Source organism: Pseudomonas lactucae (assembly GCF_036688725.1).
GTDB classification, from domain to species: Bacteria; Pseudomonadota; Gammaproteobacteria; order Pseudomonadales; family Pseudomonadaceae; genus Aquipseudomonas; species Aquipseudomonas lactucae.
The window spans coordinates 130,641-153,567 of sequence record NZ_JAQQPT010000001.1; the positions used below are offsets into that span (position 1 = coordinate 130,641).

General features: G+C 61.3%; 18 protein-coding genes and 2 tRNA genes. 5 read left to right on the plus strand and 15 right to left on the minus strand.

The genetic code is table 11. The features are described from left to right. Window positions 1-6: 6 nt before the first annotated feature. Window positions 7-768, minus strand: a complete 762-nt coding sequence (rlmB, locus tag V6M90_RS00595; protein ID WP_332845942.1) for a 23S rRNA (guanosine(2251)-2'-O)-methyltransferase RlmB — start codon at window positions 766-768, stop codon at window positions 7-9. Beyond that, entirely contained in the window at window positions 765-3,395 is a 2,631-nt protein-coding gene (gene rnr, locus V6M90_RS00600) for a ribonuclease R (RefSeq protein ID WP_332845943.1), read from the minus strand. The genes rlmB and rnr overlap by 4 nt, the downstream gene beginning before the upstream one ends. 224 nt (window positions 3,396-3,619) lie before the next feature. Between rnr and V6M90_RS00605 the strand changes: the two genes are divergently transcribed. From V6M90_RS00605 to V6M90_RS00620, 4 genes are all read left to right on the plus strand, one after another. Continuing rightward, window positions 3,620-3,706 (plus strand) — tRNA-Leu (locus tag V6M90_RS00605). A 153-nt stretch (window positions 3,707-3,859) separates the two neighbouring features. Continuing rightward, window positions 3,860-3,946 (plus strand) — tRNA-Leu (locus tag V6M90_RS00610). A gap of 145 nt (window positions 3,947-4,091) precedes the next feature. Beyond that, window positions 4,092-5,117, plus strand: coding sequence for an iron ABC transporter substrate-binding protein (locus V6M90_RS00615; RefSeq protein ID WP_332845944.1), 1,026 nt, complete (start codon window positions 4,092-4,094; stop codon window positions 5,115-5,117). Then, complete coding sequence (locus V6M90_RS00620) at window positions 5,117-6,682, plus strand: ABC transporter permease (protein ID WP_332845945.1); 1,566 nt, start codon at window positions 5,117-5,119, stop codon at window positions 6,680-6,682. The genes V6M90_RS00615 and V6M90_RS00620 overlap by 1 nt, the downstream gene beginning before the upstream one ends. Before the next feature lie 75 nt (window positions 6,683-6,757). Here V6M90_RS00620 and V6M90_RS00625 read toward each other — a convergent pair whose 3' ends face one another. From V6M90_RS00625 to V6M90_RS00680, 12 genes are all read right to left on the minus strand, one after another. Then, window positions 6,758-8,692: a methyl-accepting chemotaxis protein gene (locus V6M90_RS00625; RefSeq protein ID WP_305428323.1), complete on the minus strand. Its 1,935-nt coding sequence runs from the start codon at window positions 8,690-8,692 to the stop codon at window positions 6,758-6,760. A gap of 139 nt (window positions 8,693-8,831) precedes the next feature. Further along, on the minus strand, window positions 8,832-10,121 hold the full coding sequence (locus tag V6M90_RS00630; RefSeq protein WP_003171362.1) for an adenylosuccinate synthase: 1,290 nt from the start codon (window positions 10,119-10,121) through the stop codon (window positions 8,832-8,834). Window positions 10,122-10,175: 54 nt separating this feature from the next. Continuing rightward, window positions 10,176-11,363: an ATP phosphoribosyltransferase regulatory subunit gene (locus tag V6M90_RS00635; protein ID WP_003171360.1), complete on the minus strand. Its 1,188-nt coding sequence runs from the start codon at window positions 11,361-11,363 to the stop codon at window positions 10,176-10,178. 293 nt (window positions 11,364-11,656) lie between these two features. Beyond that, the gene (gene hflC, locus V6M90_RS00640) at window positions 11,657-12,523 is read right to left on the minus strand and encodes a protease modulator HflC (protein ID WP_003171359.1); all 867 of its coding nucleotides are present in this window, start codon (window positions 12,521-12,523) and stop codon (window positions 11,657-11,659) included. Further along, window positions 12,523-13,698: an FtsH protease activity modulator HflK gene (hflK, locus tag V6M90_RS00645; RefSeq protein ID WP_003171357.1), complete on the minus strand. Its 1,176-nt coding sequence runs from the start codon at window positions 13,696-13,698 to the stop codon at window positions 12,523-12,525. Before hflK ends, hflC begins: the two co-directional genes overlap by 1 nt. 96 nt (window positions 13,699-13,794) lie before the next feature. Further along, window positions 13,795-15,096, minus strand: a complete 1,302-nt coding sequence (gene hflX, locus V6M90_RS00650; protein WP_332845946.1) for a ribosome rescue GTPase HflX — start codon at window positions 15,094-15,096, stop codon at window positions 13,795-13,797. A 12-nt stretch (window positions 15,097-15,108) separates the two neighbouring features. Continuing rightward, a complete protein-coding gene (hfq, locus tag V6M90_RS00655; RefSeq protein WP_003171355.1) occupies window positions 15,109-15,369 on the minus strand; it encodes an RNA chaperone Hfq in 261 nt (86 codons plus the stop codon). A gap of 94 nt (window positions 15,370-15,463) precedes the next feature. After that, window positions 15,464-16,435, minus strand: a complete 972-nt coding sequence (gene miaA / locus V6M90_RS00660; protein WP_305428322.1) for a tRNA (adenosine(37)-N6)-dimethylallyltransferase MiaA — start codon at window positions 16,433-16,435, stop codon at window positions 15,464-15,466. After that, window positions 16,435-18,354: a DNA mismatch repair endonuclease MutL gene (gene mutL / locus V6M90_RS00665; RefSeq protein ID WP_141063031.1), complete on the minus strand. Its 1,920-nt coding sequence runs from the start codon at window positions 18,352-18,354 to the stop codon at window positions 16,435-16,437. Before mutL ends, miaA begins: the two co-directional genes overlap by 1 nt. Further along, on the minus strand, window positions 18,354-19,775 hold the full coding sequence (locus V6M90_RS00670) for an N-acetylmuramoyl-L-alanine amidase (protein ID WP_003171350.1): 1,422 nt from the start codon (window positions 19,773-19,775) through the stop codon (window positions 18,354-18,356). The genes mutL and V6M90_RS00670 overlap by 1 nt, the downstream gene beginning before the upstream one ends. Window positions 19,776-19,790: 15 nt before the next feature. Next, window positions 19,791-20,261, minus strand: coding sequence for a tRNA (adenosine(37)-N6)-threonylcarbamoyltransferase complex ATPase subunit type 1 TsaE (gene tsaE / locus V6M90_RS00675; protein ID WP_003171349.1), 471 nt, complete (start codon window positions 20,259-20,261; stop codon window positions 19,791-19,793). Further along, on the minus strand, window positions 20,249-21,109 hold the full coding sequence (locus tag V6M90_RS00680; protein ID WP_003171348.1) for an NAD(P)H-hydrate dehydratase: 861 nt from the start codon (window positions 21,107-21,109) through the stop codon (window positions 20,249-20,251). The genes tsaE and V6M90_RS00680 overlap by 13 nt, the downstream gene beginning before the upstream one ends. Window positions 21,110-21,172: 63 nt before the next feature. On the opposite strand from V6M90_RS00680, the gene queG reads away from it, so the two are divergent. After that, window positions 21,173-22,237, plus strand: coding sequence for a tRNA epoxyqueuosine(34) reductase QueG (gene queG, locus V6M90_RS00685; RefSeq protein WP_332845947.1), 1,065 nt, complete (start codon window positions 21,173-21,175; stop codon window positions 22,235-22,237). On the opposite strand, the gene V6M90_RS00690 is transcribed toward queG, so the two are convergent. After that, on the minus strand, window positions 22,234-22,851 hold the full coding sequence (locus V6M90_RS00690; RefSeq protein WP_175404229.1) for a trimeric intracellular cation channel family protein: 618 nt from the start codon (window positions 22,849-22,851) through the stop codon (window positions 22,234-22,236). The genes queG and V6M90_RS00690 overlap by 4 nt on opposite strands. Window positions 22,852-22,927: the final 76 nt, after the last annotated feature.

Consider the following 22,927-nt stretch of genomic DNA (forward strand, 5'->3'; position numbering starts at 1 on the left):
TCAGAATTACTTCTTGGCCTTGGCCTTGGCCTTGGCGCCACGCTGACGCTGGGCCTCGAACAAGCACACGCCGGTCGCCACCGACACGTTCAGGCTGCTGACGCTACCGGCCATCGGCAGGTGCACCAGGTAATCGCAATGCTCACGGGTCAGACGGCGCATGCCTTTGCCTTCAGCGCCCATGATCAGGATGGTCGGGCCGGTGAGGTCCTGGTCATAAATGCTGACCTCGGCCTCTCCCGCCGTGCCCACAATCCACAGGCCGCGCTGCTGGAGTTTCTCCAACGTGCGCGCCAGGTTGGTCACGGCCACCAGCGGAATCACTTCCGCCGCACCGCAGGCCACTTTACGTACCACTGGCGTCAAGGTAGCCGACTTGTCCTTCGGCACGATCACCGCCAGCGCACCGGCCGCATCGGCCGAGCGCAGGCAGGCGCCGAGGTTGTGCGGGTCGGTGACGCCGTCCAGCACCAGCAACAGTGGCGCGCCTTCGGTACGGTCGAGCAGCTCGTCGAGCATGGCTTCGCCCCAGACCTGGCTCGGGCTGACATCCGCGACCACGCCCTGGTGAACACCTTCGACCCATACGTCCATTTCACGACGCTCGGCCTGGCCGATGGCAACCTTGTTTTGGGTGGCCAGTTCAACCAGCGCTTGCACGCGCGGCTCGCTGCGACCTTCCGCCAACCACACTTGCTTGACGCGTTTAGGGTGGTGACGCAGCAGTGCTTCTACGGCGTGTACGCCGTAGATTTTTTCCAGACTCATGGCTTGGCCTTAGGTTTGCGCGACCCGCCGCTTTTCGCGGGAGCCGAACCCGCTTTGGGCGGGCCTTTACGGTGTTTACTTGGCTTGCTCGACGGCTTTTCCGCCCCGTGGGACTTTCCCCCAGACGCCGCTTTACCACCGCTTTTGGCTTCGTTGAGCAACTGCTGCTTCAACTCGCGACTCTTGCGCAGCTCGGCATTTTTTGCCGCGGCATCGCTTGGTCGGTAGGCTTCGGGCGCCTTGTCTTTGGCAGACGAGCGGCGAGCGGCCTTGGCGGGTTCAGGCTCTGCGGTTTTTGCAGGCGTACCTTTGCCCTTGGTCGCCGGCGCGGCGGTTTCGCTGCCACGTTTTTTTCGGCTATTGGGCGATTCAGCGGGTTTGTCAGGCATGCCGAAGTCGATCTTGCGCTCGTCGAGATCGACGCGCATGACCTGCACTTCCACTGTGTCGCCCAGACGGAAGCTGCGACCGCTGCGCTCGCCCGCCAGGCGGTGATGCACAGGGTCGAAGTGGTAGTAATCGCCTGGCAATGCGGTGACATGCACCAGGCCTTCGACGTAAATGTCGGTCAATTCGACAAACAGGCCAAAGCCGGTCACGGCGGTAATCACGCCTGGGAACGATTCGCCGACACGGTCCTTCATGAATTCGCACTTGAGCCAGTTCACCACGTCGCGGGTGGCTTCGTCGGCGCGGCGCTCGCTCATGGAGCACTGCTCGCCCAGCTGTTCCAGGGCCGCTTCGTCGTACGGATAGATCCGTGCCTTCGGAATGGTCATGGCACCGGCGCGTTTGACGTGCGGGGTGTTCTGCTTGGAATGGATCACGCTGCGGATCGCGCGGTGCGTGAGCAGGTCCGGGTAACGACGGATCGGAGAGGTGAAGTGAGTGTACGCTTCGTAATTGAGGCCGAAGTGGCCCTGGTTGTCGGCGCTGTACACCGCCTGGCTCAGGGAACGCAGCATCACGGTCTGGATCACGTGGTAATCCGGACGGTCCTTGATGCTGGCCAGCAGTGCCTGGTAGTCCTTCGGCGTCGGACCTTCCTTGCCTTTATGCAGGGACAGGCCAAGCTCACCGAGGAAGGCGCGCAGTTTTTCCAGGCGCTCCGGCGGCGGGCCGTCGTGCACACGGTACAAGGCAGGAATCTCGTGTTTCTTGAGAAATTCCGCAGTGGCCACGTTGGCCGCCAGCATGCATTCTTCGATCAGCTTGTGCGCATCGTTGCGGGTCGTCGGGGTGATCGCGGCGATCTTGCGCTCGGAACCGAAGACAATCCGGGTTTCCTGGGTCTCGAAGTCGATCGCGCCACGCACGTGACGAGCCCCCAGCAACACCTTGTACAGCGAGTACAGTTGCTTGAGGTGCGGCACCACGCCAGCATATTCGGTACGCAGGGCCTTGGCTTCGCTGGTCTTCGGCGTTTCCAGGATGGTGCTGACCTTGTTGTAGGTCAGGCGCGCCTGGGAGTGGATCACCGCTTCGTAGAACTGGTAATCGGTCATTTCGCCGGTTTTGGAGATGGTCATCTCGCAGACCATGGCCAAACGGTCGACTTTCGGGTTCAGCGAGCACAGGCCGTTGGACAGCTGCTCAGGCAGCATCGGGATCACGCGCTCAGGGAAGTACACGGAGTTGCCGCGCACCTGGGCTTCGTTATCCAGGGCCGAACCGATCTTCACATAGCTGGAGACGTCGGCAATCGCCACGTACAACTTCCAGCCGCCGGAGAACAGGCGCAGCTTGCCGGGCCTGGCTTCGCAGTAGACCGCATCGTCGAAGTCGCGAGCATCTTCGCCGTCAATGGTGACGAACGGCAGATGACGCAGGTCGATGCGTTTTTCTTTGTCCTTCTCTTCGACTTCCGGCTTGAGCTTGGCGGCTTCCTTGAGCACGGCATCAGGCCAGATGTGAGGAATATCGTAGGTGCGCAGCGCCACGTCGATTTCCATGCCCGGCGCCATGTAGTTGCCTACCACTTCAACGATATCGCCCTGCGGCTGGAAGCGCGCGGTTGGCCAGTGGGTGATTTTCACCTCGACGAACTGACCGACCTTGGCGGCGCCATTGCGGCCCGGGGTGATCAGCACCTCCTGCTGCACCTTCGGGTTATCCGGGACCACAAAGCCGATGCCGCCTTCTTCGAAGTACCGACCGACGATGGACTCGTGGGCACGGGACACCACTTCAACGATCACGCCTTCACGGCGACCGCGACGGTCCAGGCCGGAAACGCGTGCCAGGGCACGGTCGCCATCGAACACCAGGCGCATTTGCGCCGGGCTCATGAACAGGTCGTCACTGCCGTCGTCCGGGATCAGGAAGCCGAAGCCGTCACGATGACCGGCAATGCGGCCGAGGATCAGATCAAGCTTGTCCACCGGCGCATAGGTGCCACGACGGGTGTAGATCAGCTGAGCGTCGCGCTCCATGGCACGCAAACGGCGGCGCAGGGCTTCGAGTTGGTCTTCGGTGGTCAGACCGAACTCTTCAACCAACTGCTCGCGGCTAGCAGGCGAGCCCCGATCGGCGAGATGCGCCAGGATCAGTTCGCGGCTAGGAATAGGGTTTTCATATTTTTCCGCTTCACGAGCGGCCTCGGGATCGAGGGACTGCCAATCGGCCATTAGAGAGTTTTCACCTTGTCTATATGCGGGTTAGTTTGGCATACGCGTATTGAAACGGGAAATTTCAGGTATCAACAAGCGTTTAAAAGCCCTTTATCGCCCTCGGCGCGCACCTTGCGCGACCATTGGCGAAATTTTCCAGGCTTTTTTAATGCCAGGGGTTTACAGCCAAAATTCCACTCCGTATAGTGCGCGCCATCGACGACGGCAACGTTGAAGATACTGCCCAGATGGTGAAATTGGTAGACACGCCAGCTTCAGGTGCTGGTGGCCGCAAGGCCGTGGAAGTTCGAGTCTTCTTCTGGGCACCATATTCAGATCAAACCCGCGAAAGCGGGTTTTTTCGTTTCAGGCCTTTGATTTTTAACGGGAATCTCGATTTATTTTTTTGAATCAGGGGTTTACAGATCAAAAAGCCCGCCGTATAGTTCGCCCCATCAACAGCGGCAACGTTGCTTGATAATGCCCAGGTGGTGAAATTGGTAGACACGCCAGCTTCAGGTGCTGGTGATCGCAAGGTCGTGGAAGTTCGAGTCTTCTCCTGGGCACCAAATTCAGATCAAACCCGCGAAAGCGGGTTTTTTCGTTTCCGAGGGTTTAAAAACCCTACCCGCATCGGCCGCCATACCGCACCTGAGAAACTTTATCGTTTATCCTTGCAATGATTTGTTGCATCTCAAGTGAGGAAAACCCCGGATGATGATCCGCGACACCCATCTCAAGACCTCCGTTCTGCGCGGCCTGACCATCACTCTGCTGGGCCTGATCCTGCTCTCGCCCGCCGCCTATTCTGCCGACAAGGTTTCCCTGACCTTGTACAACGGCCAACACAAAGAGGTCGGCGACGAACTCGCCAAGGCCTTCGAAGCCAAGACCGGCATCCACGTCAATGTGCGCAAAGGCAGCAGCAACCAGTTGGCCAGCCAAGTCGTCGAAGAAGGTGATCGCTCGCCCGCCGACGTGATCTATACCGAAGAATCGCCACCGCTGAACAAACTCGGCGAACAAGGCCTGCTCGCCAGGATCGACGCCGGCACCCTCGATGTGCTGCCCAAGGATTACGTCGGCCGCAACGGTGACTGGATGGGCGTGACCGCACGCACTCGCGTGGTGGCGTTCAACCCGAAACTGATTGCCGAGAAAGACCTGCCCAAGTCGGTGCTGGATTTTGCCGCCCCCGAGTGGCAAGGCAAAGTCGGCTTCGTCCCGACCAGCGGTGCATTCCAGGAACAAGCCGTGGCAATCATCAAGCTGCACGGCCGTGAAGCCGCAGAAGAATGGCTCACCGGTCTGCGCGCGTTCGGCAAGGTGTACAGCAACAACATGGTGGCCCTCAAAGCCGTGGAGAACGGCGAAGTGGCCACCGTGCTGGTGAACAACTATTACTGGTTCGCCCTGAAGAAAGAAAAAACCAACCTGGACTCGCAACTGCACTACTTCAGGGACGGCGACGCTGGCGGCCTGATCACGGTGTCGTCCGCCGCCGCACTGAAATCCAGCAAGCACCCCAAGGAAGCCCAGCAACTGCTGGCGTTCATGACCAGCGAAGAAGGCCAGCGCGTAATCACCAACACCTCGGCGGAATACCCGCTGCGCAAAGGCATGGAATCCAACCGTGGCCTCAAGCCGTTCAGCGAGCTGCAGCCGCCAAACGTTACGCCTGCGGACCTGGGCAACGCCGAAGAAGCGCTGGATCTGGAACGTGACGTTGGCTTGAACTGATGACCCCATCGCTGCCCGCCCTCGCCCTGCGCGGAAGTTTTAGCCTTCGGCGCAAACGTCCTTCCATCTGGCTGCTGTTTCCGGTCCTGTTCCTGGTGGGCTTGAGCCTGCTGCCGCTGGTCTATGTCGGGCTCAAAGCCTGGCAGGCCGGCTGGGCAGAGGCGGTGCATTTGTTGTGGCGGCCTTATGTATTCGGGCTGCTGCGCAACACCCTGGCGCTGATGATCGGCGTAACGGTGGCCTGCTGCGTGATCGGGCTATCACTGGCCTGGCTGCTGGAGCGCAGCAACCTGCCGGGGCGGCGTATCTGGGGCGTGATCCTGTGCCTGCCGTTTGCGGTACCGGCGTTTGTCAGCAGCTTTACCTGGGTGTCGCTGAGCGCCCATTTCGAAGGGCTGGGCGGCGCGATCCTGGTGATGAGCCTGTCCAAATACCCGCTGGTGTTTTTGCCGGTGGCGGCGACATTGCGCAATCTTGACCCTTCCCTTGAAGAATCCGCCCGCACGCTGGGTCTGAACCGCTGGGGCGTGTTCTGGCGCATCACACTGCCATTGCTGTGGCCGTCGCTGTTGGCCGGGGCATTGCTGATAGCCCTGCACATGCTGGTCGAGTTCGGCGCCTTGTCGATCATCGGCCTGCAAACCTTCACCACAGCGATCTATCAGCAATTCGAACTGGAATTCAGCAATGCCAATGCCGCGATGCTCTCGGCGGTATTGCTGGTGATGTGCCTGACCCTGCTGTGGCTGGAGCTGCGCCTGCGCGGCAAGGGCCGCCATGTACGTATCGGCCAGGGCGCGGCGCGGCATGCCGGGCAGGTCAAACTGGGCAAGTGGGCGTTATTGGGTCAGATGTATTGCCTTGCACTGGCAATCATTGGCAGCGGCGTCCCCCTGGGGATGCTCGCTTACTGGTTGGCGGTCGGTTCGTCGGCGGCGTTCCCGGTGGCCGAGATCAGCGAGGCGCTGCTTTCCTCATTGGCATTGTCACTCGGCGGGGCGGCGTTGTGCCTGGTACTGGCGGTGCCGGTCGGGCTGCTGGTGGTGCGTTACAAAGGCCAATTGGCGATCTGGGCCGAGCGCCTGCCGTATCTGCTGCATGCCCTGCCCGGCCTGGTGATTGCATTGACGCTGGTGTATTTCGCGCTGCATTACGTGCCGGCGCTGTACCAGACCTCGACGCTGTTGCTGATTGCCTATGCGCTGCTGTTTTTGCCGCTGGCCCAGGCGCCGATTCGTACGGCGCTGAACAAGGCGGCACCGCAGCTGGAAGAGGCGGCACGCACGCTGGGGGCAACGTCGTTCAGTGCGTTTTGCCGAGTGACCTTGCCGATTATCTTCCCGGCGCTGGGCGCGGCGTTTGCGCTGGTGTTTCTGGATGCGATGAAGGAGCTGACCGCCACGCTGCTGCTCAGCCCGACCGGGCTGAACACCCTGGCGACGGCGGTGTGGGCGCACACGTCGAATGTGGAATTTGCGGCGGCAGCGCCTTATGCGGCGTTGTTGATTCTGGTGTCGGGGTTGCCGGTCTATCTGTTAACAACTCGGATGTATCTGAGTCGCTGACATCGCTATCGGGAGCAAGCCTCCTCCCACATTTGTGGGAGGGGGCTTGCTCCCAATGAGGCCAGACAGACAACGCTAAGCCCGAAACTGCCCCAAACTCGCCTTCAACTGCGCCGCCAAGCCATCGAGCACCTTGCCACTGGCGGTCGTCTCGACCACCGCCTGCGCAGCGCGCTCAGCCTGGGCATGGATCACCTCGACCCGCCCACGCACCGCATGTGCGCCCTGGGCTTGATGCTCGGCCGCTCGCGTCGCCAGGCCGATTGCGGCATGAACCTGCTCCACCGACGCCTGTACCGTCTGCTGCAAGCGCACGCTGTCGCGCAGCACCAACAAGCCCTCGCTGGCCTGGCGCCCGGCTTTGCCGATAGTCTCCACCGCCTCACGCGCGCCCTGCTGCAACGCGACGATATGCGCCTGGATATCACCCGTGGAACTTTGAGTCTTGCTGGCCAGCGCTCGCACCTCGTCCGCCACCACCGCAAAGCCGCGCCCGGTTTCACCGGCGCGTGCCGCCTCGATGGCGGCGTTGAGGGCCAACAAGTTGGTTTGCTCGGCGATGCCATGAATCACTGTCAGCACCACCTCGATCTGTTCGCTCTGCTGAGCCAGACGCTCGATGACCTGCGAACCCGCCTGGACCTGCCCCGCCAATGCCTCGATCAAACTGCCGACCTCGGCCGAGGTACGCGCGTTCTCATCCGTGGCCTGGCGAATATCAACCACCTGCTGCAAGGCCGCCTGCATGGCATGACTTTCAGCCTGGGCTTCGTCGGCCATTTGCGAGAGTGCACGCAAGCTTTCCGCCACTTCATCACGCTGCAGGCCTGCCGCCGCATCGGCGCCGGCATTGCGCAACGTCATGGCGCCGATCTCTACGCCGGTACGCTGGGCCACATCGCCCGCCTCACGCACGATCGGTTGTAACTTATCCACAAAGCGATTGACCGCCGAGGCCATGTCGCCGATTTCATCCTTGCTGCTGATCTGCACACGCTTGGTGAGATCGCCCTCGCCCGCCGCCAGGTCGTCCATGGCGGCAATCAGCAGTTTCAGGCGATTGACCACACGACGACCCAGCACAACGGCGATCAGCAGCAACACACCAAAACCGACGGCCGCCAGGCCCATGCCGATACGCCAGCGCAAAGTGCCGGCGGCCTCTTGCACGGCGCCAGTGGTGTTGGCGGTCATCTGAGTGGCGGTGGCTTGCGCCGATTGCAGGCGGGCGCCCATGGCGGCAGCACTGTCCGCGGCGGCGCCTTTGAGGCTGTCGCCCACCAGTTGATCACCGCTGGCGATCAGCGCGGCAAAACGCTTGTCCAGCGCCTGCAGGTCAGCCTCGACCGATGCGGTCGACACGCCCATGAGCACTTTGCCGATTTCTACGCCATTGGGGCTGATGGATGCCTCGACGTAGAACACCGAGGGATCATGCCTCGCGGCATTGAGGACCTTGTCCAAGGCGCGGTCGCCCTGGCCTTTTTCCAGCAGCGCCTTGTTGATCGGGTTTTCGCGGTTCAGGTAACGGGTCAAGTGCTCACCCGCAGCGTCGTCGTAGACCACAAACAGCACGTTGGGATTGCGCTGGGCACGCCGGGCAAACTCAGACAGCGTCGGGACATCGCTGTCCCACATGGCGCGCGGTGCCACCGAGGCGAGCAGTTGCGCCATATCGTTGGCGGAGTCTTGCAGGTCTTTTTCCAGGGTCGCGCGCAGTTGTTTCTGCTCTTCCTGCAGACGCGAGGAAAGCCCGGCGGTCAGACGCTGGCGTGTGCTGGCGGACAAGTTGTCCAGGCTCGACGTGACCTCCTTGCCGGCCTGCGCCAACTCGCCAGACAATTTCTGGCTATCCACACCCAGACGCGCGCCTAAATCGGCTTCCAGCGCAGTGACCGTGCTCCGGGTCAGCGCGACCGCCACCAGCACTTGCACCAAAAGGGCGATACCAAGGGTAACGAACACCGGCCGCAACAGACGGCTTTGTAACAATGAGAGAACGGCAGACATCGGTAATCCCTCCACCACGGGTGCCAGTAATTTGATAGCACCGCGAAAGAAGGAAACACAGCAAGGGTCGTGCCGCTTGGCGAATACAAACGAAAAAGGACTCCCGAAGGAGTCCTTTTCTTTTTACATCAACAGCTTATTAAGCGAACGGATGACGCAGAACGATAGTTTCGTTGCGGTCCGGCCCCGTCGAAATAATGTCAATCGGCGCACCGATCAGCTCTTCAACGCGCTTGATGTAAGCACGAGCGTTGGCAGGCAGCTCTTCCAGGGTCTTGGCACCCACGGTCGATTCGGTCCAGCCCGGCACTTCTTCGTATACCGGCTGCAGGCCCACGTAGCTGTCAGCGTCGGTCGGCGCAACAGCGTTGCCTTGTGCATCTTTGTAGCCGGTGCAGATGTTGATGGCTTCAAGGCCGTCGAGCACGTCCAGCTTGGTCAGGCAGATACCCGAGATGCTGTTCACGTCGATAGCGCGACGCAGGATAACGGCGTCAAACCAACCACAACGACGAGCACGGCCAGTGGTCGCGCCGAATTCGTGGCCTTGTTTAGCCAGGTGCGCACCGACGTCGTCGAACAGTTCAGTCGGGAATGGACCCGAACCGACACGAGTGGTGTAAGCCTTGGTGATGCCCAGGATGTAGTCCAGGAACATCGGGCCCACACCCGAACCGGTCGCCACGCCACCAGCGGTGGTGTTGGAGCTGGTCACGTACGGGTAGGTGCCATGGTCGATGTCCAGCAACGAACCTTGGGCGCCTTCGAACATGATGTCCTTGCCGGCGCGACGCAGGTCGTGCAGCTCGGCGGTCACGTCCAGCATCAGCGGCTTGAGCAGCTCAGCGTATTCCTTGCACTCGGCCAGGGTCTTGTCGAATTCGATGGCCGGCTCTTTGTAGTAACCGACCAGCATGAAATTGTGGTAATCCACCAGTTCACGCAGCTTGTCTTCAAAACGCGGCATGTTGAGCAGGTCGCCCACACGCAGGCCACGACGCGCAACCTTGTCTTCGTAGGCCGGGCCGATGCCACGACCGGTGGTGCCGATCTTCAACTCGCCACGCGCCTTTTCACGAGCCTGGTCCAGCGCCACGTGGAAGGACAGGATCAGCGGGCAGGACGGGCTGATACGCAGGCGCTCGCGCACCGGCACACCTTTCTCTTCCAGCTTGGTGATCTCGCGCAGCAGGGCATCCGGCGCAACCACCACGCCGTTGCCGATCAGGCACTGCACGCCTTCGCGCAGGACACCCGACGGGATCAGGTGCAAGACAGTTTTTTCGCCATCGATGACCAGGGTGTGGCCAGCGTTGTGGCCACCTTGGTAGCGCACTACGGCGGCAGCATGTTCGGTCAGCAGATCAACGATCTTGCCTTTGCCCTCATCACCCCATTGGGTGCCCAGGACTACGACATTCTTACCCATAACACTTGTCCTCATTCGCGCAAACTTGGTGCCGGCGATGGCCGGCAGGAAAACTCAAGAAGCCAGTGGCGATACTTGCCAAAGCCCGTTCTGCAGAATCAATTGCCGGTCGCAGTCCGCTTCACGGGCGGCGGCCAATGGCTGGCCAGGCAAAGCCTGGACAACACGCTGACCCTCACTGCGCAACTGGCACACCTGCTGCCAGAGTGCTGCGTCCGTACTGTCGGGCATCCAGATGCCACCAGACGGCAGCTCGACCTCAGCACGCCCCAGGGTCACCAGGGTTTTCAAATCGGTGGAGAAACCAGTGGCCGGACGCGCACGACCGAAGTCGGCACCGATATCGTCATAACGACCACCTTGAGCGATGGCCTGGCCAACACCCGGAACGAACACCGCGAACACCACACCCGTGTGGTAGTGGTAACCGCGCAGCTCGCCCAAATCAAAGTACAACGGCAGCTGCGGGAAACGCGCGGACAACCGCTCGGCAATCGCCAGCACGTCGTCCAATGCCGCCAACACTGGCGCCGGCGCATTCGCCAGGCGCTCACGGGCAGCGACCAGCACCTCAGGACCACCGCACAGGTTGACCAGCGCCCGCAGCATGCCGGCCAGGTCGGCAGGCACGCCCTCGGTCAGGGCAATGACTTCATCGATCGCCTTGCGTTGCAGGGCATCGAATAACTGTTGCTCCACTTCACCGGACAAACCGGCGGCGCGCGCCAGGCCACGGTAAATGCCGACGTGACCCAGATCCATGTGAACATCCGGTACATCAGCCAGTTGCAGCATGGCCAGCATCAAGCTGATCACTTCAACGTCGCTGCTCGGGCTGGCGTCGCCGTACAACTCCGCACCCAACTGGATCGGGCTACGGGACGACGACAAGGCACGCGGCTGGGCGTGCAGTACGCTGCCGGCGTAGCACAGGCGGCTCGGGCCTTCGCGACGCAGGGTGTGCGCATCGATACGCGCCACTTGCGGCGTGATGTCGGCACGAAAACCCATTTGCCGGCCCGATTGCGGGTCGATGACCTTGAAGGTGCGCAGATCCAGGTCCTGGCCCGCACCGGTCAGCAGGGATTCCAGGTACTCGATATGGGGGGTCACGACAAACTCGTAACCCCAGCTCTGGAACAGATCCAACACCTGGCGACGCGCTACTTCAATGCGCGCAGCCTCCGGTGGCAGTACTTCTTCGATGCCATCTGGCAGCAGCCAGCGGTCTACCGTTGCCATTACGCCATTCCCCTATGATCCGGGCGGCCAGCCCTCGGCCGAGCCTTGAGTGAAGCAGAAAATACCCGCAGCCTGCATAAACCACGCGCAAGAGCGACGTGACGAACGACCTGTCACCGGCCTCGTCGGGCACTTTCCTCGAAAAACCTGTCACGCCTGCCAAATCAAACATGCAGACGCAAAAAAGCCGGGAATTTCCCGGCTGCCGCATCATACACCCGTTTTCTGAAAGGATCACCCCGCCAGGCGTTTTAGCCGCCCGACGGAGTGTGTCCTACACAGTGACGAGCTGATTACTTGGATTTTTCCAGGTAGCGGAAGAAATCGCTACTTGGGTCCAGCACCATGACGTCGGTTTTGTTCGCGAAGCTTTCACGGTAGGCACGCAGGCTACGGTAGAACGCGTAGAACTCCTGGTCCTGGCCGTAGGCCTTGGAGTAGATCGCCGCCGCCTGAGCATCACCATCACCACGGGTCTCTTCAGACTCGCGATACGCTTCTGCCAGCAGTACACGACGCTGACGGTCGGCATCCGCGCGGATACCTTCAGCCAACTCGTTACCCTTGGCGCGATGCTCGCGGGCCTCACGTTCACGCTCGGTGCTCATACGCTCGAACACGCTGCGGTTCACTTCCTTGGGCAGGTCAATGGCCTTGACCCGAACATCGACCACTTCGATGCCCAGCTCTTTTTCCGCCATCGTGTTCAGCGAGCGGGTGATATCCGCCATCAGCGCATCACGCTCACCGGAGACCACTTCGTGCAGGGTGCGCTTACCAAACTGGTCGCGCAGGCCCGACTCGAGACGACGCGACAAGCGATCGTCGGCAAGCTGCTTGAGACCGGAGGTCGCGGTGTAGAAGCGCTCGGCATCCTTGACGCGCCACTTGGCGTAGGCGTCAACCATCACGGCTTTCTTTTCCAGGGTCAGGAAACGCTGTGTCGGTGCATCCAGGGTCATCAGGCGGGCGTCGAACTTGCGCACCTGGTTGACGTAGGGGACTTTCACATGCAGGCCCGGCTGGACGTCCGCCTGGACCACGCGACCGAATTGCAGCAGCACCGCGCGCTCGGTCTGAGCCACGATGTAGAAGCAGTTCCAGGCAGCGATGACCACGACGACGCCCACAATCAGGGCGGTCAGCGATTTATTGCTCATCAACGACTCTCCCTGGTACGTGTTTGCTGTTGCAGCAAGTCAGCGGCCGCACGGGCGCTCGCTTCGTTGGCAGCGGCATTGGAGCCGGCGGACGGTGCGCTGGAGCTGCTACGACCACCTTCGATCATCTTGTCCAGCGGCAGGTACAGCAGGTTGTTCTGCCCACCCTTGCTGCCGGTCACGAGGACCTTGCTGGTGTTGCTGAAGACTTCCTGCATGGTGTCCAGGTACAGACGCTCACGAGTCACTTCAGGGGCCTTGCGATACTCGGCTACCAGCTTGGTGAAACGATCCGCCTCACCCTTGGCGCGGGAGACCACTTCGTCGCGGTAACCGTTGGCATCTTCAAGGATGCGCTGGGCCTGACCACGCGCTTCCGGCACGACGCCGTTGGCGTAGGTTTCCGCCTGGTTGCGCGAACGCTGCTCGTCTTCACGGGCGCGGATCACGTCGTCGAAGGCTTCCTGCACTTCACGCGGTGCCGCTGCGCTCTGTACGTTTACCTGGGTGACGGTGATACCGGTGCGATAGGTATCGAGGAACCGTTGCAGGCGCTCCTTGATTTCGCTGGCCATCAATTCACGACCTTCGGTCAGCACCTGGTCCATGGCGGTGGAACCCACCACGTGGCGCAGGGCGCTTTCGGTTGCGTGTTGCAAGCTGATTTCCGGCTGATCAACGTTCAGCACGAAGTCCTGCAGGTTGCTGATTTTGTACTGCACGGTCAGCGGCACTTCGACGATGTTCTCGTCTTCGGTCAGCATCTGGCCCTGCTTGGTGTAGGCACGCTCACGCGTGACGTTCTCCATGTACTTCTTGTCGATCGGCGGGAAGTAGATGTTCAGGCCCGGACCGACCGTCTCGTAGTACTTGCCGAAGCGCAGCACCACGGCCTGCTCCTGTTCGTCGACTACGTAGACAGCGCTGTACAGCCAGACGGCCGCCAGCACGACAAGACCCAGGCCCAACAGGCCGTAGCCGCCACCCTTGCTTGTGCGACCGCCGTCGTCACCACCGCGTTTTTTCCCACCACCGAACAACCCATTCAGGCTTTCCTGCAGCTTTCGGAAGGCCTCGTCGAGATCTGGTGGCCCCTTGCGGTCGCCATTATTGCGGCGTTTACCACCCCAAGGATCCTGATTATTCGAGTTGCCACCCGGCTCATTCCAAGCCATAGCGCTCTCCATCTGATAAAGCAAAGACGCACCCACGGCGCGCCGACCAATGCTACAGAATGCCTGCTACTGCGGCACAACCGCTTTCGGAGGCTTTTATTGCAAAGTGTGTTGTTCGATGAACTCTGCCGGAACCACACCTTCACGGCTGACCAGCCGATTCAGTTCCGAGCGCGGCAATCGAACGGCCAGCAAGCTGACACCTTCTTCGTCGTGTTCTTCTTTCTGTACCGCGCCCAGCTCGAAAAACTGTGCACGCAGTCGAGCAAAACGCTGAGGCAAGCGCAAGGTGCCGACGAACAAATCGCTGCCGAGCAGTTCGGCAATGGCTTGTTCAAGCAGCTCCAAACCACTGCCATCGCGCGCCGACAGCCATACCCGCTGGGGCTTGCCGTTCTCGTCGCGCTGGATTTGTGGCTCAACGCCTTCAAGCAAATCGAGTTTGTTATAGACCTCGAGGATCGGCAAGTCCTGGGCCCCAATCTCGCCCAGCACCACCATCACCTGCTCGATCTGCAACATGCGATCCGGCTCAGCCGCATCGATCACGTGCAACAGCAGGTCGGAATTGCTCGACTCTTCGAGCGTAGACCGAAATGCCTCGACCAGCTTGTGGGGCAGGTGACGGATGAAACCCACGGTATCGGCCAGGACAATCGGCCCCAGGTCGTCGATGTCCAGACGGCGCAAGGTCGGATCGAGGGTGGCGAACAATTGGTCGGCCGCATACACATCGGACTTGGTCACGTTGTTGAACAGCGTGGACTTGCCGGCGTTGGTGTAGCCCACCAGGGACACGGTCGGGATATCCGCACGCGAACGGCCGCGTCGCGATTGCTCGCGCTGGCTGCGTACTTTTTCGAGGCGGCCCTTGATCTGGCGCAGGCGAACCCGCAGCAGGCGCCGGTCGGTTTCAAGCTGGGTTTCACCCGGGCCGCGCATGCCGATACCGCCACCTTGACGTTCAAGGTGAGTCCAGCCGCGAACCAGCCGGGTGCTCATGTGGTCAAGCTGGGCCAGTTCAACCTGGAGCTTGCCTTCATGGGTCCGGGCGCGCTGGGCGAAAATATCGAGGATCAGGCCGGTACGGTCGATCACGCGACACTCGAAAACACGTTCGAGGTTACGTTCCTGACTGGGCGTGAGGGTGTGATTGAAGATCACCAGATCGGCTTCTTCGGCGTGGACCAGGTCGCGCAATTCCTCGACCTTGCCGCTGCCAATCAGAAATTTGGCGGTTGGCCAATGACGCGGCACGTTAAAAAACGCAACGGTCTCGGCGCCGGCCGAATTTGCCAACTCCTGAAACTCCTGCGGATCTTCGCGCGCCTCAGGGTCCTGTCCATCCAAGTGAACGAGGATCACTCGCTCACCACCACCGTGGCGCTCAAAGAACAAAGGAGACTCCTATCAGGCGTTACCTGGCTCAGCGTCAGCTGCATCATCACCTGCTGCGCTAGGCAGACGGATTGGACGAACAGGGACGACTGTCGAGATAGCGTGCTTGTAGACCATCTGGCTGACGGTGTTTTTCAGCAGGATCACGAACTGGTCGAACGACTCGATCGTGCCTTGCAGCTTGATACCGTTGACCAGATAGATGGAAACCCCCACTTTCTCTTTACGTAAAGTATTCAAGTAAGGGTCTTGTAGCGAATGCCCTTTTGACATGTGCCGCACTCCTTTAAGGATCAATAATAAAAAATCGGAAAATAGGTAGCTCAGGGCCGTCACACCCCCAAGGATAGACGGCAATTGCAAGGACTCAGCTCAATATGGAGACCGTTCCCAAGTATTTCAAGGCGCGTGACAGATTGTCGCTGTCCAGGCTGTCCAACCAGTGCAAATCGCTCCAGCTGCGCAGCCAGGTGAACTGGCGCTTTGCCAATTGGCGCGTGGCAATGATGCCGCGCTCCTGCATTTCGGCTGACGTCAGCTTGCCATCCAGATGATCCCAGACTTGGCGGTAGCCTACAGCACGTATCGAAGGCAGCCCTGGATGCAGGTCACCTCGTGAACGCAGTGCTACGACCTCGTCGATAAACCCCTGTTCCAACATAATTGTGAATCTTTGTGCAATTCGTTCGTGCAGCACCTGGCGATTTGCCGGAGCAATCGCCAGATTTGCCACAGTATAGGGCAATTGTGACTGTCCAGATGCGCCTGCGTCAGCACTTTGCGCAGTTTGTTTCAGGCGTAGTTCAGTCATGGTCTGACCGCTGACACGCCAGACTTCCAGCGCGCGACTGAGACGCTGGGGGTCATTGGGGTGAATGCGCGCCGCCGATACCGGGTCCACCGCCGCTAATTGGTCGTGCAGGGCTTGCCAGCCAAGGCGTGCAGCCTCTTCTTCGAGTTCGGCGCGCACCTGGGCATCGGCGGCCGGCATGTCGGCCAAGCCTTCCTGCAAAGCCTTGTAGTAGAGCATCGTGCCGCCCACCAGCAGCGGGATATTGCCCCGCGCGGTGATTTCGGCCATGGCGGCCAGGGCGTCGCTGCGAAAATCCGCGGCGCTATAGCTCTCGGCCGGGTCGATGATGTCGATCAGGCGGTGCGGATGCTGGGCCAGCAGTGCTCTGGAAGGCTTGGCCGTGCCGATGTCCATGCCCCGGTAAACCAGGGCAGAGTCGACACTGATCAGCTCGCACGGCAGCACCTTGGTCAGTTCGATGGCCAGGTCGGTCTTGCCCGCGGCCGTGGGGCCCATCAGGAAGATCGCGGGGGGCGAGGCACTCATCAACGGCCGCGCAAGAACAGTTTGTCCAGATCGTCCAGGCCCATCTGGGTCCAGGTTGGTCGACCATGGTTGCATTGGCCGCTGCGCTCGGTGTTCTCCATGTCTCGCAGCAAACCGTTCATTTCCGGCAGGGCCAGGCGGCGATTGGCGCGAACGGCACCGTGGCAGGCCATGGTGCCGAGCAATTCGTTGATATGCGCCTGGATACGGTCACTGGTGCCGTACTCCATCAGGTCCGCCAGCACATCAGCCACCAGCCGGTTGGCTTCGGCTTGCTTGAGCAAGGCGGGAATCTGGCGAATCGCCAGGGTTTCCGGCCCGAGGCGTTGCAGTTCGAAGCCCAGTTTCTGGAATACGTCGTGGTGTTCTTCGGCGCAATCGGCTTCACGCTGGCTGACCGCCAGGGATTCCGGCACCAGCAGCGGTTGGCCGCTGAGACCTTCGCTGGCCATGGCGATCTTCAGGCGCTCGTACATGATTCGCTCGTGGGCGGCATGCATATCCACCAACACCAGGCCGTGGGCGTTTTCCGCGAGGATATAAATACCCTTGAGCTGCGCCAGCGCATAACCCAACGGCGGAATGTCCCCGCCGCCTTCCGGCAAGGACACCGCCGCACCTGGCTCAGCCCCTGGCAGCGGCGCGAAGAACTCCCGATAGGCCGCCTGGGCCTCGGCTACCGGTACGGTCGATTGCGGACGCGGAGTGTATTGGTATTGATAACCCGCACCCGAGCCGGAGCCCGGCGTCGACGAGTAGGAAGGCTGTGGCGCTGGTGATTGCAGCAGGTTGCCCGCCAGGCTCATTTCACCCTGGGGGCCGAACTCTCCGGCCTCGGGGCCGCTGGGGCGCACCACCGCGGTCACGATCGGCGCCGACAACTGATCATCCGGGCGCACATCGCCAAGAGCGCGATGCAAGGTGCCATACAGGAAGTCGTGCACCATGCGCCCATCACGAAAGCGCACTTCGTGCTTGGTCGGGTGCACGTTGACGTCGACCACGGCAGGGTCGACCTCGAAAAACAGTACGAACGTAGGATGCCGCCCATTGAACAGCACATCGCGATACGCCTGGCGCACCGCGTGGGCCACCAGTTTGTCGCGCACCGCGCGGCCGTTCACGAAGAAGTACTGCAAATCCGCCTGGCTTCGGGAGAACGTCGGCAACCCGACCCACCCCCACAGACGCAGGCCATTGCGTTCGATCTCGATCGGCAGCGCCTGCTCCAGGAAGCCCGCGCCGCAGATCGCCGACACACGACGAGCCCGCGCGGCCTCGTCATGGGCTTCGTGCAGGCTGAGGATGGTCTTGCCGTTATGGCGCAGGTGGAACGCCACGTCGAAACGCGCCAGGGCCAGGCGCTTGATGACTTCTTGCAGATGATCGAATTCGGTTTTTTCGGCCTTGAGGAATTTACGCCGCGCCGGCGTATTGAAGAACAGGTCGCGCACTTCCACCGAGGTGCCCACCGGGTGCGCCGCCGGCTGGACCCGAGGCGCCATGTCACGGCCCTCGGTTTCCACTTGCCAGGCCTGCTCGGCGTTGCGCGTGCGCGAGGTGAGGGTCAGGCGCGCCACGGAGCTGATCGACGCCAGAGCTTCACCGCGAAAACCCAGGCTCATCACCCGCTCAAGGTCTTCCAGGTCGCGGATCTTGCTGGTGGCGTGGCGGGCCAGGGCCAGCGGCAGGTCATCGGAAGAGATGCCGCTGCCGTCGTCGCGCACGCGCAACAGCTTGACGCCGCCCTGCTCCACGTCGACATCGATGCGCTTGGCGCCGGAGTCGATACTGTTTTCCAGCAGCTCCTTGATCACCGATGCGGGACGCTCGACCACCTCACCCGCAGCGATCTGGTTAGCCAGGCGCGGGCTGAGCAATTCGATGCGCGACCCGCTATCCAAGGTTGATTCGCTCATTATTGTGCCGCCAATTCAGTGCCAGGGATGGTCAATACCTGTCCGACTTTCAATTCATCGGTTTGCAGATTGTTGGCGCTGCGCAAGGTCGCCGCCGACACCTGGAAGCGCACCGCCAGCATCGCCAGGGTATCGCCGGGCTGGACGCGATGGTCACGCGAGCCCTGGGCGATTTTGCCGGAATCACGCAGCCAGGCGATGTAAGTGCCCGGCGGCGGGTTCTGCTGGAAGAACTGGCGCACGCCGGCGCTGATGGAGCGCGCCAACGCCTGCTGGTGGCTGGCGCTGGCCAGCTTGGAGGCTTCGTTGGCGTTGGAGATAAAGCCGGTTTCCACCAGGATCGAGGGGATGTCCGGCGATTTCAGCACCATAAACCCGGCCTGCTCCACACGCTGTTTGTGCAACGATGTAACGCGGCCGATATTGCTCAAGACCTTCTGACCCACGTTCAGGCTGGAGGTCAGCGAGGCGGTCATCGACAGATCGAGTAATACCCCGGCGAGCATCTTGTCCTTGTCATCGAGGGACACGTTACCGGCGCCGCCGATCAAGTCGGAACGGTTTTCGCTGTCGGCCAGCCAACGGGCGGTCTCGGACGTCGCGCCGCGATCCGACAGGGCAAACACCGAGGCACCGAACGCAGCGCTGGAGGGCGCGGCATCGGCGTGGATCGACACGAACAGGTCGGCGCCCTTCTTGCGCGCAATTTCGGTACGGCCGCGCAACGGAATGAAGTAGTCGCCGGTACGGGTCAGTTCGGCGCGGTAGCCTTTCATACCGTTGACCTGGCGCTGCAGCTCGCGGGCGATGGCCAGCACCACGTCTTTTTCATGCTGGCCGCGCGAGCCGGAGGCGCCCGGGTCTTCACCGCCATGGCCGGCGTCGATCACTACGATGATGTCGCGCTTGCCGGCCGGCGCCGGTGGCGGCGGCGGCAATTTGACCTGGGGCTGCGACGGGTTGACCGGCACGGCCGGCACCGTCGCCACGCTCGGAGTCGGCGCAGGCGGCGGTGCGGCATCGGCGGCGTTGTCGAACAGGTCGACCACCAGGCGGTTTCCGTACTGGGCATTCGGGGCCAGGGAGAAGCTTTTCGGCGTCACCACCTTTTTCAGGTCGATGACCACCCGCAAGTCGGTCGGCGTGCGCTGGGCCGAGCGCATAGAGGTGATCGGGGTGTTGGCCGTGGACACCTTCAACGGCGCGGCCAGGGTCGCGCCGTTAATGTCGATGACCAGGCGATCAGGCGCCGTGAGGGTAAAAACACTGTGCTGGACCGGGCCAGACAGGTCGAACACCAGTCGCGTGTTATCCGGTGCTCGCCACAGGCGCACACTTTTCACCTGTGAAGCAGCCAGAGCATTGACAGTCATTGCCGCAAGCAACACCCCTACGACAGCAACCAACGCGCGAAAGCGCATACCTAACCCCACCAATTATTTGAATTCCAATGCCAGAGCCACACACCACGTTTCACCGCGCGAGCTCTGGGGCAACAACTTCAGCTGACGTCCGTGCTCATGCGGCGTAATGGTAATGGTCAGGTCCGGCTTTGGCAAAAAGCCTGTGCCTTTATTTGGCCACTCGATCAGGCACAGCGTATCGTCCTCGAAATAATCACGGATGCCCATGAACTCCAGTTCTTCGGGGTCGACCAGCCGATAGAGGTCAAAGTGAAAAGCGCGCAGGTCGCCGATCTCATAGGGTTCGACCAAGGTAAATGTCGGACTTTTCACCGCCCCGGCATGGCCCAACCCGCGGATGATCCCGCGTGACAGCGTGGTCTTGCCCGCCCCCAAATCGCCTTCGAGAAAGATCAGCCCCCGACCCTGTGTGGCCCACGCAAGACGATGACCAAACGCCACCATGGTGTCTTCATCGGCCAGGAAAAGGATTACTTCAGACACGGAGACTGCTCCTCCAACAATTGACGAATGGCAGGTATCAGGTCACTGGCCGCCAAGCCGCGACCCAAGGTGCCCTGGCGCTCTCCCGCCGTGGCATGCACCCAAACCGCCAGGCAGCTTGCCTCATAGGCGGGCATGCCCTGGGCCAGCAACGCACCCACCAGGCCGGCCAGCACATCGCCCAGCCCCGCCGTCGCCATCGCCGGGTGGCCTTGATCACACCGCGAAACGCGTCCATCCGGGCTTGCAATCAAACTGCCAGCCCCCTTGAGAATAGCCACTGCATTAAATGCCTGGCTCAACGCGCGCGCCACCTTAAGACGGTCAGCCTGAACCTCGGCTGTCGAAATGCCCAGCAAGCGCGCGGCCTCGCCCGGATGCGGTGTAATCACACAATTGGCTGGAAGGCTCACGCTGCCGGTTGCCAGCTGATTCAACGCATCGGCGTCCCACACTTGCGGCTGACGCGCATTGGCGGCGACTGACAACAGGCTTTTACCCCAGGACGCCTCGCCCAGGCCTGGACCAATGACGATGACCGAGATTTTTTCCAGCAGGCCCATCAATTGGTTGGCCGAGCTCACGCCGACCGTCATGACTTCCGGCAGTCTTGCCAGTGCCCCCGACACGTTTTCGGGCCGGGTCGCCAACGAGACCATGCCGGCACCGCTGCGCAAGGCGCTTTCGGCGCTTAGCAATGCCGCGCCGCCAAAACCATGGTCACCGCCGACCACCAGCAGGTGGCCGAATTGGCCTTTATGGGCACTGGGGGAACGTGCAGCCAGTTGCGGCAAATGGCCGAACAACAGCGGCTGAACGTCAGTTATTGGGTGTTTTGTCTGAGGCATGCGTCTTCAAGCTCCGATGTCTGGCAGAATTATACGCATCTAACCTGTGGTTTCCCCTGTCTCATGCCCGCTATTACCTTCGATCTGCCCGCCCTCGCCCAATCGATCAAAGACTGGGGCCGCGAGCTGGGCTTTCAACAAGTCGGCATCAGCGGCCTTGACCTGGCTGAGCATGAACAGCACCTGCAACGCTGGCTCGACGCGGGTTACCACGGCGAGATGGATTACATGGGCGCCCACGGCAGCAAACGCTCCCACCCCGAAGAACTGGTGCCGGGCACCTTGCGCGTGGTGTCGCTGCGCATGGACTACCTGCCCGGCGACACGCACATGGCGCAATTGTTGGCCCAGCCGGAAAAAGCCTATATCTCTCGCTACGCCTTGGGCCGCGATTACCACAAGCTCATCCGCAAGCGCGTGCAGCAACTGGCCGACCGCATCCAGGCGCAAATCGGCCCGTTTGGCTTTCGTGCCTTTGTCGACAGCGCGCCCGTGCTGGAAAAAGCCATTGCCGAACAGGCGGGCCTTGGCTGGATCGGTAAAAACACCCTGGTACTCAATCGCAAGGCCGGCAGTTATTTCTTCCTGAGTGAACTGTTTGTCGATTTACCGCTGCCGCTTGATGAGCCCCACAGCACTGAACATTGCGGCCGCTGCACCGCGTGCCTGGACATCTGCCCGACCAACGCCTTCGTCGGCCCCTACGTGCTGGACGCCCGGCGCTGTATTTCCTACCTGACCATCGAATTGAAGAGCGCGATCCCTGAAGACCTGCGCGCCCTGATCGGCAACCGTGTATTCGGTTGTGATGACTGTCAGATCGTTTGCCCGTGGAATCGTTTCGCCCGATCCACCGCCGAGGGCGATTTCAAGCCACGGCATAACCTGGATAACGCGGAACTGGCCGAATTGTTTATGTGGGACGAGGATAAATTCCTCAGCAGCACCGAAGGCTCGCCCTTGCGCCGTGCCGGCTACGAGCGCTGGCTGCGCAACCTGGCGGTGGGCCTGGGCAATGCACCGTCGAGCATTGTGGTGCTGGAAGCCTTGAAGGCGCGCCGGGATTACCCGTCGGAGCTGGTACGCGAACATGTGGAGTGGGCGCTGAACCAGCACGCCACGCGCTAGTGCACGTCGTCGTTGTAGACGAACTTGGGCATTTCCCAGTGGAAACGGATCGCCAGCAGGCGCAATAGAAAGCCGCTGAACAAGGTCAGCAGAATCGCTTGCTCACTGGGCAGTTCCAGATAAAGACAGAGCAAATAGAACCACGCCGCGAGGAACGACACGCTGGCGTACAGCTCACGCCGGAAGATCAACGGAATGTCGTTGCAGAAGATATCCCGCAGAATCCCGCCGAACACCCCGGTGATCACGCCGCTGACCGATGCCACCAGCATGCCGTGGCCCATTTCCAGGGCAGTCATGCAGCCGATCAGGGTAAAGGCCACCAGACCAACGGCGTCCAGCGCCAGAAACAGCGAGCGCAGGTGGCGCATCAGCGGCGCGGCAAAGATCGTCACCAGCGCCGCAACCGAGGTCAGCACCAGGTATTCAGGGTGTTTGACCCACGTCAGCGGGTAATGCCCCAGCAACACGTCGCGCACCGAACCGCCCCCCAAAGCCGTCACACAGGCGATCAGCACCACGCCGAACCAGTCCATGCCGCGACGCCCCGCAGAGAGGGCACCGGTCATGGCTTCAGCGGTGATGGCGATGAGGTAGAGCATCAGCAACATGATGGCGATCCTTGTAGTGAGCGGGCTTGCCCCGCGCTGGGCTGCGCAGCAGCCCCAAATACTTGGCGATGATATCTAT